General features: G+C 68.9%; 9 protein-coding genes. 6 read left to right on the top strand and 3 right to left on the bottom strand.

What is annotated here, in order from left to right; all coding sequences use genetic code 11:
• Positions 1-2 precede the first annotated feature (2 nt).
• Entirely contained in the window at positions 3-1,103 is a 1,101-nt protein-coding gene (locus tag KY661_RS08600; protein WP_398577165.1) for a sugar ABC transporter substrate-binding protein, read from the top strand.
• 81 nt (positions 1,104-1,184) lie between these two features.
• Positions 1,185-1,424: a hypothetical protein gene (locus KY661_RS08605; RefSeq protein ID WP_225409739.1), complete on the top strand. Its 240-nt coding sequence runs from the start codon at positions 1,185-1,187 to the stop codon at positions 1,422-1,424.
• Between the two features lie 15 nt (positions 1,425-1,439).
• Here the strand turns inward: KY661_RS08605 and KY661_RS08610 are convergent, their stop codons facing one another.
• The 3 genes from KY661_RS08610 to KY661_RS08620 form a co-directional block, all read right to left on the bottom strand.
• Complete coding sequence (locus tag KY661_RS08610) at positions 1,440-2,798, bottom strand: hypothetical protein (RefSeq protein WP_225409740.1); 1,359 nt, start codon at positions 2,796-2,798, stop codon at positions 1,440-1,442.
• A gap of 96 nt (positions 2,799-2,894) precedes the next feature.
• Positions 2,895-5,246 (bottom strand): lytic transglycosylase domain-containing protein, encoded by a 2,352-nt coding sequence (locus KY661_RS08615; protein ID WP_225409741.1) that lies wholly within the window; start codon positions 5,244-5,246, stop codon positions 2,895-2,897.
• Positions 5,247-5,480: 234 nt separating this feature from the next.
• Positions 5,481-6,728: a Stp1/IreP family PP2C-type Ser/Thr phosphatase gene (locus tag KY661_RS08620; protein WP_225409742.1), complete on the bottom strand. Its 1,248-nt coding sequence runs from the start codon at positions 6,726-6,728 to the stop codon at positions 5,481-5,483.
• 330 nt (positions 6,729-7,058) lie between these two features.
• On the opposite strand from KY661_RS08620, the gene KY661_RS08625 reads away from it, so the two are divergent.
• The 4 genes from KY661_RS08625 to KY661_RS08640 all read left to right on the top strand — a co-directional run bounded on the left by KY661_RS08625 (position 7,059) and on the right by KY661_RS08640 (position 13,271).
• A complete protein-coding gene (locus KY661_RS08625) occupies positions 7,059-7,247 on the top strand; it encodes a hypothetical protein (RefSeq protein WP_225409743.1) in 189 nt (62 codons plus the stop codon).
• Positions 7,248-7,437: 190 nt separating this feature from the next.
• Entirely contained in the window at positions 7,438-9,018 is a 1,581-nt protein-coding gene (locus tag KY661_RS08630) for a PAS domain-containing sensor histidine kinase (RefSeq protein ID WP_225409744.1), read from the top strand.
• 75 nt (positions 9,019-9,093) lie between these two features.
• A complete protein-coding gene (locus tag KY661_RS08635) occupies positions 9,094-10,689 on the top strand; it encodes an MBL fold metallo-hydrolase (RefSeq protein WP_225409745.1) in 1,596 nt (531 codons plus the stop codon).
• A gap of 134 nt (positions 10,690-10,823) precedes the next feature.
• A complete protein-coding gene (locus KY661_RS08640) occupies positions 10,824-13,271 on the top strand; it encodes an acylase (RefSeq protein WP_225409746.1) in 2,448 nt (815 codons plus the stop codon).
• Positions 13,272-13,421 lie beyond the last annotated feature (150 nt).

Here is a 13,421-nt window from a genome sequence, read left to right on the forward strand (position 1 = left end):
AGATGCGCTCCTCGGCCCTGCTGGCCGCCCTGATGCTCGCGGGCACGGGGTGCAAGAGCGAAAAGAAGCCCGAGGCGGCCGGAGGGGACACCGCCGCCAAACCAGCCGGGGAAGCCCCCACCATCGCGCTGCTCCTGCCCGAGTCGAAGACGATGCGGTACGAGTCCTTCGACCGGCCGTACTTCGAGCGCAAGGTGAAGGAGCTCTGCGCCGAGTGCCGGATCATCTACAGCAACGCGGACCAGGACGCGGCCAAGCAGCAGAACCAGGCCGAGGCGGCGCTGACCAACGGCGCCAACGTCCTGGTGCTGGATCCCGTGGACTCGCTCTCGGTGGGCTCCGTGGTGGCGCGCGCCCGTCAGTCGAAGATCCCGGTCATCAGCTATGACCGGCTGATCCTCAACGCGGACGTGGACTACTACATCTCGTTCGACAACGAGAAGATCGGCCAGCTCCAGGGCCAGGCGCTGGTGGACAAGCTCAAGGCGGATGGCAAGGACAAGGGCACCATCGTGGTGATCAACGGATCGCCCACGGACAACAACGCCAAGCTCTACAAGAGCGGCGCGCACAGCGTCATCGACGGCAGCGGCCTGGTGATTGGCGCCGAGTACGACACGCCGGACTGGAGCCCGGACAAGGCCCAGCAGCAGATGGAGCAGGCCATCACCAAGCTGGGCAAGGACAAGATCGCCGGCGTGTACGCGGCCAACGATGGCATGGCGGGCGGTGCCATCGCCGCGATGAAGGCCGCGGGCTTCAACCCGCTGCCTCCCGTCACGGGCCAGGACTCGGAGCTGGCCGCCATCCAGCGCGTGGTCGCCGGTGAGCAGTACATGACCATCTACAAGGCCATGAAGCTGGAGGCCGAGGCGGCCGCCGAGGTAGCGGTGGCGCTCGCCAAGGGAGGCCAGCCTGCCGCGGACAAGATCAACGGCAAGGTCAACAACGGCCAGAAGGACGTGCCCTCCATCCTCCTGACGGCGGGCACCGTCACGAAGGACAACGTGAAGAGCACGGTGGTGGCCGACGGCTTCTGGAAGGCCGAGCAGATCTGCGAGAGCGCCTACAAGGACGCCTGCGCGTCGGCCCAGATTCAGTAACCCCCGGAGGGGGTGCCGGCGCACCGCACCGGCACCCTCTTCCCAGGACTTCCTTCCCCGCTGGCAGGAGCAGGTGCACACGTGAAGGAGCCCGCGAACCTTCGCCCAGGACAGGTCTGGGTCGTCCGTGCCGAAGTGGCCACCGGCATCGTGCTGGCCCAGAACGGCGAGCGGTTTCTCTCCACGGGCCCTCCCCCCTGCCACATCTTCGATTCCGCCGAGGAGGCCCGCGCCTTCTGCCTGCGGCAGCTCTCCGAGGCGCCTGAGGTGGAGTGCATCCTCTTCCACTCGGCCGGGCGGACCGAAATCTTCCGCGCTTGAAGGCCGGGCCCGCCGCTACAGGTCCATCACGGCACGCCGCTCCAGGTCGATGAAGAGGACGGCGAACGAGCGGACCTTGAGGGCGAGGCTCTGCGCCATGAAGTTCAGGTCCCGGTTGTCCGGAGAGCGGTGGAGCGAATCCAGCATCTGCCAGTCTCCGTCCGCGAGCTTGCGCGAGAGGAACTTCTCCCAGTTCTTCTGCGCATCCAGCGCCGGCATGGACGGGATGCCCCCCTTGTCGAAGAACCGGGACAGCAACCCTTCGAGCACCTGACGGGCATTGCCCTCGCTGAGCGGGAGTTGCTGAAGCAAGTCCTTCATCTCCTGCGGATTGCCCCCCAGGTGCTGGGAGATGAGCGTCCCCCCCGGGCTCCGCCGCGCGGGCCAATAGGCATTCTCCGCCAGGGTCCTTACCTGCGTGAAGGCCTCCCGCACCACGGGCTGCAGCGAGGACGGCACCCGGCGGGAAAAGGCCTCGAAGGCCTGGGACAGCTCCGGCCAGAACCGGTCGACGAGCACCGCGCCCCCGGTGACGTCTTGGAGCCGCTCCGGAAGGCCCGCCAGCGCCAGGGCCCAGTCCCGGACGCTCACCTTCTTGCCATGCAGCTCCTTCCCGGTGATGACCCGGCAGAGGCTGTCCATCAACCGGATCTCCTGGGACGGAAACCCGAAGAGGGCCGCCACGCGCTCCAACCTCGCCATGCCCTCCACCACGAAGTGGAACTCGGCGGAGGCCCCATCACCCGAGGCCGCCTTCACGAGAGCCGTGACCGCCCTCAGGTACTCGGAGGCCACCCACGTGGAGCCCCCGGTCCCCTCCTGCGTCATGAAGGACAAGGCGGTCTTGAGCGCCCCCAGGGACTGCCGGGCGGCGACCACCCGGGGCGCATCTCCTTCTTGCGGCTTCGCCACGCCGCTCAGCAGCGCCACCAGGGCCTTGAGGCTCTCGGGAAGCACCTCCCCGCTGGTGCGTGCCCGGACAGGCTCCGTGCACACCGTGCGCGCGTGGGCCAGCCCCGCGGCCACGGCGCCGAGGCGCTCCTTCTCGCGTTCATTGAAGAAGGCGCTCGCCTGCCGCAGCCCTGTCTCGAACTTCCGCCGCGTCGCGCTCCAGGCGTCCAGGGGCGCGCCCAGGCCATTGCGCAGGGCCGCGAGCGCGGCGACCGTCTGCATCGCGTCCTGGAACGAGGCGGGGCTGCTGCCGCGCCCGTAGCTCTCGGAGAGGCGCTCGAAGGCGGCGTCCACGTCATTCCAATCCACGGGTCCCCGGCTGAGGCGCTCGATCACGGACATGAGCTGAGCACGGGCCCGCGTCTGTTCGATTCGCTGCACGGCAGACAAGGCTGCCGCACGAGCCTGGACGCGTACGAACATGGACTTCCCCCCCTGAAGCACTTCGACCGATTCTCGCGCGGATTGCCACGCGGTGCGGCGGAGTGATTCACCGACTGAACAGTTCCTCCGCCGCCGCTACATTCCGGTCATCTGCGGAGAGGAGATGCGCAGCAGCGGAGGCTCGGAGGTGTAGAGCAGCTTGTAAGCACTGTAGCTGCCCAGCACGCGCTTCACGTACTCGCGCGTCTCCTCGAAGGCGATGTGCTCCACCCACTCGTCGAGCTCCGCCTGCGGCAGGGCCCGCTGCCAGCGCTCCACCGCCATGGGGCCCGCGTTGTAGGCGGCCACCGCGAACGCCGGGTTGCCGCCGAAGCGCTTGAGCAGCTGGCCCAGGTAGGCGGAGCCCAACCGGACGTTGTCGGCGGGCTGCAGCAGCACCTGCTCGGACACCCACGGAACCTGGAGCGAGGCGGCCACCTCGCGCGCCGTGGCGGGCATGAGCTGCGCGAGCCCCAGCGCGCCCGTGGAGGAGCGGGCCCGGGGGTTGAACCGGCTCTCCTCGCGGATGAGCCCCTGGAGCAGGTCCGGGTCCACGCGGGCCGCCTTCGCCTGTCGCTCGATGATGGAGCGGTACGCGAGCGGCCAGGTGGCCTCCCAGATGGGCCGGGACGCGGGGCTCAAGGGACCCCGCACTTCCTGGCGCAGCGAGGTCCGGGCCACCTGGCGCGCGGCCCGGCCCCGCCCGGAGCGCTGGAGGATCTGGAAGACGAGCCGCGCGGGCTCCTCGGTGAGCGAGCGGTGGTCCACGGCGAGCAGCTCGTCCACCGCGCCGGGAAGCCCCAGGCGAAGCAGCTCCACGCCGGCCGCGAAGCGCGCGTCCCGCTTGAGCGAGCCCAGCGACAGGGGCCAGACCTCGGCGGGGGCCTCCTCCAGAGCCTTGGCGGCCTCCTTGGCATTGCGCAGCGCGGGCTTGAAGGCCATCAGCCGGTCCGGCGCGAGCGTCACCAGGCGGGAGCGGGCCAGCATCCCGTACCAGCTCGCGGGACGCTCGGTGGCGATGCGCTCGTAAGCGCCGAGCGCTGCGTCCTGCTCCTTCTGGGCCTCCTGCAGCCGGGCTTGCCAGTACCGGGCCCGCCAGAGGGCCTCATCCGTCCGCGCGGCGTGAGGCAGGTTCTCCACCGCCTGGAGCGACGCCAACGCCGCGGCGGGATTGCCCGCGCGCTGGTGGAGCCAGAACGCCCGGAAGAGGGCCTCCGAGGCGAAGTTCCCCGCCGGATAGCGCCGGGCCACCTCCTCATAGTGGGCCAGGGCCGGCTCGGCCTGGAACGTGCGCTGCTGGAGCCAGGCCTCGAAGAACAGGGCATCGTCGGCGTAGCCATGCTCGGGGTAGTCGCGCGCCAGCGTGGCGTAGGTGGTGATGGCGTTCTCCGGGTCCACCACGGACTGCGAGTAGCCCAGCACGTAGAGCGCCTGGGGCCGGATCTCGGGCGAGCCACAGTGCTGCACCACCGGCGTCAGCACCTGGATGGCCTGGCGGTGCTTGCGCTCCTTGCGCAGGGCGCGGCCATACGTCAGGTGGGCACTGCACGCCAGCGGGTCCGGCAAATCGACATGCGGCAATACCCGGTCGAGCAGCTCCATAGCGGAGACGTTGTGGTGCAACTCCACCAGGGCCTCGCCCCGGCGCACGCGCCACTTGAGGGGCAGCGGCAGGCCCGCCAGCCGCCGCCGGGCGTTCTCCGCCTCACGGGACATGGGGGCGGTGGCCCACACCTCCAGCAGCGCGCGGTGCTCCACGTTGTACAGGCCCTGCTTGCGCGCCAGATCGCAGGTCTTCATCAGCGCCTTCATGCGGATGGCATCCGGCCCCCGGCTCTGCCGGCTCTGGATGAGCTCCTCGAGCGCGCCCAGGGCGCCGGGAATGTCGCGCTGGCGCTCCAGCACGCGCGCCAGGTTGAAGCGCGCCTCGGGGTACAGGGGCGAGCCCGCGCTCACGGCGCGGTACTGGCCCGCGGCGAGCGCCCAGTGGCGAAGCCGCTCGTGGGCCTGGGCCGACCGGAGCAGACAGTGCTCCCGCAGCGGCGCATACACCTCCGCCAGGGCGGTGAACTCCTCGGCCGCGGCGGCATAGTCCCCCGCCTGCAAGGCGCTCTGCGCGCTCAGGAAGCGGACCGGCAACGTGGGCTCTTCCCGCAACAGGAGCTTGCGCACGCGGCGGTAGCGCCCCTGACGGAACTCCGCCCGGGCCTGGGCCAGCGTGCCCTGGGCAAAGTACGAGTCGAGCTGCTCCAGGCCAAAGGACTCCCCGGAGAGGTCTCCATCCGAGGGCTGCTCGGCGGGCGAGTCGAGCAGCTGCTCCAGCTGCTCCTCCGAGAGCACCTCTCCGGCGGGCTCCTCCGCCTGCGGCTGGGCCACGGCCGGAAACCCCGTCAGCGCTCCCGCGCACACCAGGAGCACCATCACCGCGTCTCGACGACATTCGACCATGACAGCTCCCGTCCGACAGCGTGGGGGCTGCAATGGATTGTCACGAACGCCGGACGCGGAACTGGACGCCCGCTCCGTGAAGACGCACCCGTCTTCCAGATGATACCCCGGGGAGGGGTCTGCCCCGGGCGGTGCACAAAAAGCGACGGCGCCGGGAGGGCGCCGCCGTGCGATGCGAGAGGCCAGGGTGGCGGTTGGGCCTACCTGCGCGTTCTCACACCGTCACGCGACCACTTACTCCTCGGCGAAGGGCTGAATGGCCTGCGCCACGGCGAGCTCCTGGCGGGCCTCGCTCAGCTCCGAGTTCGTCGCGCGCAGCCGGTCCGACAGCACCTGCACGAAGCTCCAGAGCATCTTCACCGCGAGAATGGACTCGCGCTTCATCAGGCTCATCAGGTCCGGACGCGCAATCACCATGGTGCGCGTGGGCTCGGTGGCGCGCACCGTGGCCGAGCGGGGCGCATTGTCGATGAGCCCCATCTCCCCGAAGTGCCCACCGGCGCGCAGCTCGGCGATCTCCACGCCGTTCTTCTCGATGACCACCCGGCCGCGGATGACGACGAACAGCTCCTCGCCGGGCTGGCCCTCCACGACGATCTCCCTTCCTGCGGGGAATGTGCGCGTGGTGGCGATGGACAGCACCGCCGTCTGCTCCTTGTAGGTGAGGTGCCGGAAGAGCGGAATCTTGCGCAGCGCCTCCATGCGCGACTGCGCCTCGCTCGTCTCCTCGCTGGCGACGGCGCCATCCCCGGCCACCTTCACCACCACGGCGGTGATGTTGTCCTTGCCGCCCCGCTCGTTGGCCACTTCCACGAGCCGCTTGGGCAGCTCCGCGGTGCCCACCCCGGCCACCAGGGGCAACATCTCCTCGTCCTCCAGATAGCCGTGCAGGCCGTCCGAGCACAGGATGAACACATCCCCGGGCGCCAGCTCGACGATGAGCGTGTCGACCTGCACGGACTCCTGGATGCCCACCGCGCGGGTGATGACGTTGCGGTACTGGGAGCTGGCCGCCTGCTCCTTGGTGATGGTGCCCGCCTTGAGCTGCGCGGCCACCAGCGTGTGGTCCTCGGTCAACCGGTGACACTGGCCGTGGCGCACCAGGTACACGCGCGAATCGCCCACGTGGCCGATGACGCCCTTGTTGCCGCTGAGCGCCAGACACACGAACGTGGTGCCCATGCCGCGCTTGGTCGCGTCGGCCATGGCCATGCGGTAGATGTCTGCGCACGCGCGCTGGATGGCCACTTCCATCAGGGCCGCCGCCGCGGCGCGGCTGTCCTGGGACGGGTTGCTGGCCAGATCCTTGAGCAGGTGCTTGTTGGCGGCGATGTGCTGCTTCACCGCCTCGGTGGCGCGTGCACTGGCGACCTCGCCCGCGGCATGGCCGCCCATGCCGTCGGCGACGATGTACAGACCGAGCGCCGGATCCACCAACATCGCATCTTCGTTGTGCTGGCGCTTCCGGCCGACGTCGGTCATACCGAATGCTTCTGTGGTCAGGGCCAAAGCGGCGCTCTCCCGTAACTCCGAGGGGTGGCTGCGCACGTTACGCAGCCCACCAAAGACCTGGCAAGGTTCCCCATGAGGTGGGGTGCTGGAACGGGGCTCCTGACAGGGAGGAAGCAACCGGGAAGATCCCGGACACGGCGTAAAACGGGGCTTTTCCAGGGCCTTGTCTCCCAGCCCGTTTCCAGACGGTACTTGTCAACGAAGTATCGGGTTGGCTATAGCTGGCCCCCTGCCCTGCCCTCACCCGTAGCACCCGAGGCGGAGCGGAACACGGAAGCACCCCAAGGAGCAGGAAACCCCATGCCCGTCGTGACAGTCCGGACCTCCAAGCGTCCGGCGAAGTTCGACTCTCTGGCCCGGAAGGTGACCGAGACGGCGTCGGATCTCCTCACCCAGAGCGACCGGGTTCTCGTCGTCTACGGCAAGGAGACGGCCAGCATCTATTACGAGGGCGCCGAGCTGCCCACGTCCGGCTCGCACGTTTCCTGACGTTGGGACGAGCCTCCTCCCGGGCATTCCTCTTCCTGGACGCACGGTTGGGCACTCGGCAAAGAACCCCGCTGAATTGAGAGGGGCCAACACTCTCCCCTGCTCAAAAGGTGCGCTGGTGGACGGAAAGCCCGTCCTTGCGCCCAGGTCCAACTGCCGGTTTCCTCGTGATGAGGATACATGCTGTTGCATGAGTGATAACAATGTGACTGCCGTGACCCAGGGGTCCATCCTGACCCTGCCCCCTGACCGGCAGGGCACAGCGGGTGGAGCGCATCCCATCCACGCCGAGCTGCCCTACCGCGAGCTGTTCCTGGCGGTGGCGGAGCTGCTGCCCGAGGCGGTCTACACGAAGGATCTCCAGGGCCGCTACACCTTCATCAACAGCGCGGGGGCGCGCTACCTGGGCCTGTCCATCCCGGAGATCCTCGGCCGCAAGGACAGCGAGCTGATGACGCCCGAGGAGGCGCAGAACACGCTGGAGTTCGACCGGCAGACGCTGCTGGCCGGGCGCACGCTCCACGCGGAGATGACCGAGTTCCTGGGAGGTGTCCGGCGCGAGTGGGTCTCCACCAAAGGACTTCTTCGCCGCCCCGACGGCCAGGTGGTGGGGCTGTTTGGCATGTCGAGAGACCTGTCGGATCACCGGCGCAGCGAGGCGGTCCAGCTTCAGAGCGAGGCGCTCTTCCGCGCCACGTCCAACAGCAGCTTCGACGCGTTCTTCCTTCTGCGGGAGGACCCCGACGGCTTGCGCCTGCTGCGCCTCAACTCCCACGGCGAAGCCCTGCTGGGCTGCCAGGCCACGGAAGCCGAGGGGGGCCTGTTCACGGAGTTTCCCCAGGCGAACTTCATCGCGCCGCCCCACCTGTGCCAGGAGGTGTGGAGAACCGGCAAGCCTCACGACGAGGAGGTGGAGCAGGTGCTGCCCCAGGGGCGCCGCTGGTTCCGCAGGCAGCTGAACGCGGTGGGCAACTGCATGGCCGTCATGATGCGCGACATCACCCGGCTGCGAGAGAACGAGCTGCGGCTGCGGCTCAACGAGCGGATGGCCGCCATCGGCATGCTGGCCGCGGGGGTGGCCCATGAAATCAACAACCCGCTGGCGTTCGTCTCCAGCAACCTCAACTTCATCGACACGGAGCTGCGCCGGGTGGCGGTGCCGTCCCTCGACATGGATGAGCTCCGGGAGGCCATCTCCGATGCGCGCGAGGGGGCCGAGCGCATGCGCGTCATCGTCCAGAGCCTGAAGGCGCTCTCCCGCGGGGACTCCATCACCACCCAGCCGGTGGACCTGAACGAAGTCCTGGAGAATTCGGTCCACCTGGCCTGGAGCCGGCTGCGCAGCAAGGGGCGGCTGGTGCGCGACTATGGCGAGCTGTCGCTCGTGCAGGGCAACTCGGTGCAGCTCTCCCAGGTGTTCGTCAACCTGCTCATCAACGCCGCCCAGGCCTTGAACAAGACCGGGGGAGAGATCCGCCTGGTGACCCGCATGCACAGCCCCAGCCGGGTGCTCGTGGAAGTGCACGACAATGGCTGCGGCATCGCCGCCGAGCACCTGGAGCGCATCTTCGAGCCCTTCTTCACTACCAAGCCCGTGGGAGAGGGCACGGGCCTGGGGCTCTCCATCAGCCATGACATCATCCGCGGCCTGGGCGGAGAGCTCTCGGTGAGCAGCACCTTGGAGGTGGGAACCACCTTCCGGATCCTGCTCCCAGTGAAGCCAGGGCCCCCAGCCGAGGAGCCGCCGGCGCCCCCCGAAGGGATTCACTGACGGCCGGGATGGCTGATGGACACGGCAAGCAGGTAGGCTAGGCCCCGCTTTCAACCTACCTGCCCTGTTCCAGCCATGTCCTCTTCCGCCCGGTACCTGAAGCGCAACGTCACCATCGAGCCGCTCTACAACCAGTGGTACGCGTGGTGGTACCTCATCCCGCCCACGACGGCGCCCCTCTTCGTCACCCACCTGCACCTGAAGCTGATGCAGTCCTTCGTGCAGTCGCCGGAGCTCCATGTCTCCGCGCTGAAGGATCCCGCGCTGCGGGGCGGCCCGTACCTCAACTACGGGGTGGAGCGCGCCGCGGAAGTGAAGGCGCTTCTGGAGCGCACCCAGACGGAGCAGGCCCCCTCGATCCAACTGGCGCGGGCCATCGCCGATCTGGAGAAGCTGCTCGCCAAGGCGCCCCCCGCCATGTCCCTGGAGGGGCTGTACGCCCAGGTGCCGGACATCCTCCGGGGCTACGTCGAGCTGACGTACGACTTGAACCACCGCCCCGCCGTCCGCTTCATCGAGCCCCTGATGTACCGCAGCCCCCATTACCGCGAGTCTTCGCAGAGTCTCGCCTTCCGGCTGCTCCAGGGAGATGCCCGCCCTTACGTCTACAGCACGCCCCGGCTGGACAGCGACGAGGGCACGGTCCACGTCCACGTTCCCTTCCGCCACGAGGCGCTGGACACCCTGTTCGCCATGCGCGAGACGCCCGCGCCCATCGAGCCCGTGATGGAGGCCCTGGGCATTCGCAATGCGGATGCCGAGCGCTTCGCGGCCTTCTTCACCAGCGAGGCCCCCCAGCCCCGCCGCCGCCACGAGGGCCCTGGGGTGCGCATGCGCTACTTCGGCCATGCCTGCGTCCTGCTGGAGTCGCGCGAGGTGAGCATCCTCACGGATCCCGTGCTCAGCCATGACACGAACGCCGACGTGCCGCGCTTCACGGAGGCGGATCTGCCCGAGCGGATCGACTACGTGCTCATCACCCACGGCCACGCCGACCACCTGATGCTGGAGACGCTCCTACCGCTGCGCCGGCGCATTGGCACGATCGTCGTCCCGCGCAGCAACAGCGGCGCGCTGGCGGACCCCTCGCTCAAGCTGCTCCTGAAGCACACGGGCTTCCCGAACGTGGTGGAAATCGACGAGTTCGAGACCCTGGACATCCCGGGCGGTTCCATCACGGGCCTGCCCTTCCTCGGCGAGCACGGCGACCTGAACATCCGCGCGAAGACGGCCCACCTGGTCCACCTCGAGGGCAAGTCCCTGCTCATGGCGGCGGACTCGAATGCCATCGAGCCGCGCCTGTACGAGCACATTCAGCGCGTGGTGGGCGACATCGACGTGCTGTTCCTGGGCATGGAGAGCGAAGGCGCGCCGATGAGCTGGATGTACGGGGCGCTGCTGACCACCCCCCTGCCCCGCAAGGCGGACCAGTCCCGGCGGCTCAACGGCTCCAACGCCCAGCGGGCCATCGAGATCGTCAACCAGCTCCACCCCAAGCAGGTCTATGTCTACGCCATGGGCCGGGAGCCCTGGCTGGGCCACATCATGGCCATGGGCTACACGGAGACCTCGCCCCAGCTCATCGAGGCCCGGAAGCTCCTGGAGCACTGCCGGGCCCACGGCATCCAGGCCGAGATGCCCTTCATCCGCGGCGAATTCCTCCTGGGCTGAGAACCGCCCCCCCATTGACCCCGTCAAGACTGTTTTCCTAGCGTCCGCCCCTCATGCTTCCTGCCCGCCTGCACCGCTCCTCCTCCTTGTTCTCTTCTCCTGTGGCTCACGGCACCCGGAAGCACCCGAGGTCCGTGGCCGCGCTGCTCGCGCTGCTCACCGTGGCGGCCTGCAGCGAGGACACCCCCGAGCCGCAGCCGCCACCTCCGCCCCAGGGGCCTCGCTTCGAGGCCACCATCCGGCGCACCAGCCACGGCATTCCCCACATCACGGGCAAGGACCTGGGCAGCGTGGCGTATGGCCAGGGTTATGCGTTCGCCCAGGACCATGTTTGCTCGCTGGCGGATCAGGTGCTCAAGGTCCGCGGCGAACGCGCCCGCTACCTGGGCCCGGGCCCCGGCAATGCCCACGTGGCCAGCGATCTCGGCTACGTGGCCCTGGATCTCTACACACGCGCGGGCCAGGCGCTCCCTCAACTGACGCCCGATGTCCGGGCGATGATCCAGGGGTACGTCGCGGGCTACAACCGCTACCTCGAAGAGACAGGCCCTGGCGGCCTGCCCGCCGCGTGCGCCAACGCCGCGTGGGTGAAGCCCCTCAGTGAAGTGGACCTGATGGCGTATCACATCAGCCTGGGGCTGCTCACGAGCAGCTACCAGTTCATCTCCGCCATCGCCGCCGCCCAGCCTCCGGCGCCCCCGGGCATCACCGCGCGGCCCCAGGAGACCTTCGATGCGCCCTCGCTGGAGCGCCTCCAGGCGCTGCGCGAGCGGGACGTCGGCAGCAACGGGTGGGCCATTGGCGCCGAGCGCTCGCAGGGAGGCCGGGGCATGCTCGTGGCCAACCCCCACTTCCCGTGGCAGGGCGAGCTGCGGTTCTGGGAGAGCCATCTCACCGTCCCCGGGGTGATGAATGTCTATGGCGTGGGCCTGCTGGGCGTGCCGGGTGTGCTCATCGGCTTCAACGACAACGTCGCTTGGACGCACACGGTCTCCGCGGGCCAGCGCATGACGCTCTACCGGCTCAAGCTCGCGCCGGGCAAGCCCACCCACTACCTCTATGACGGCAAGGAGTGGCCGCTGGCCGCGCGCACGCACACCGTCTCCGTGCGCCAGCCGGACGGCTCGCTCGTCCCGCTGAGCCGCACGCTCTACAGCAGCCACTTCGGGCCCATCATCGTCATTCCGGGCGCCGCGGATTGGAGCCCCCAGTTCGCGTACACCTATTGCGATGCCAACCTGAACAACACGCAGCTGATCTCCCAGTTCCACGCGATGAACCGGGCGCAGAACCTGCGGGAGTTCCAGGAGGCATTCGCCACCCACCAGGGCATTCCCTGGGTCAACACGCTGGTGGCGGATCGCGACGGCAACACCTGGTACGTGGATGGCGCGGCCGCCCCCAACCTGAGCAACGCGGCCATCCAGTCCTGGCTCAAGGCCTCCTCGGGGGTGGACCCACTGGCGACCCAGTTGCTGCGCTCGCTCGGCCTCGTGCTGCTGGATGGCAGCACCTCCACCAACGCGTGGGTGGAGGCGCCCGGCGCCCGGACCCCGGGGCTGGTGCCCTTTTCCCAGGCGCCGAAGCTGGCGCGCCGGGACTTCGTCTTCAACGCCAACGACAGCTACTGGCTGACCAATCCGGCGGCGCCCCTACCGGAGCTCTCGCCGATGCATGGCTTCGCCGGCCGCCCCCCGTCTCCCCGCACGCGCATGAACATGCAGATGCTCACCGAGGTGAGCCCCGAGGGAGCCTCCGGCGCGGACGGTAAGTTCACGCTCGACGAGCTCCAGTCCGCGATTCTCAGCAACCGCAGCATCACCTCGGAGCTGCTGCTCTCCCAAGTGGTGGAGCGCTGCCAGCGCACGCCCTCGGCCACCTACGGCGGCAAGACCGTGGACCTCACCCGGGCCTGCGCGACGCTCAGCACCTGGAACGGCCGCTTCGACGCGGACAGCACCGGCGCGGTGCTCTGGCGTGAGTTCACCGCCGTCTACCCGGGGCCTCACTTCTTCGATAAGGGCTCGCTCTTCCTCCAGGGGTTCAACCCGGACGCGCCCATCACCACGCCCAACACCCTGGTGCCCGCCCCGGCCACGGGTGAGGACCCGGCGCTGGTGAACCTCGCGCAGGCGGTGACCGTGCTGCAGGGGGCGAACATCGCCCTGGACGTCCCGCTGGCCACCGTGCAGTTCTCCCCTCGCGGCGACAAGCGCATTGGCCTGCACGGGGGCTTGCACCGGGACGGCGTGGCCAACGTCGTCTCCTATGACGCCCTGCAGTCCACGGCCATCGATCTGCCCCCGGCGCGGGGCCCGGTGCTCGTCCCCGGGACAGGTTTGACCTCCGAGGGTTACATCGTCGCCAACGGCTCCAGCTTCATCATGGCCCTGGAGTTCACCGGACAGGGCCCGAATGCGCGGGCCGTGCTGACGTACGGCGAGTCCTCGGATCCGGCTTCGCCCTACTACCGTGACCAGACCGAGCTCTTCGCGCGCAAGCAGTGGCGCGCGGTCCGCTTTACGGAGGAAGACATCCTCTCCGATCCGGCCCTGACGCAGATCTCCCTCTCGGCCGACTAGCGTTTTCGTGCATCCCCGAAGCGTGGGCGCGCGGCCACGAGCGGCGCCCCGGCTTCATTGTGTTCCCGCTCGGCGGCCCGCTCTCCCAGCGGGCTGACCGCCGGGGTTGCCACTGTCTTAAAGCTGTCAAAACTGAATAGACTGGCCCAT

Source organism: Allostigmatella hybrida, assembly GCF_020103775.1.
GTDB lineage: Bacteria > Myxococcota > Myxococcia > Myxococcales > Myxococcaceae > Hyalangium > Hyalangium aurantiaca.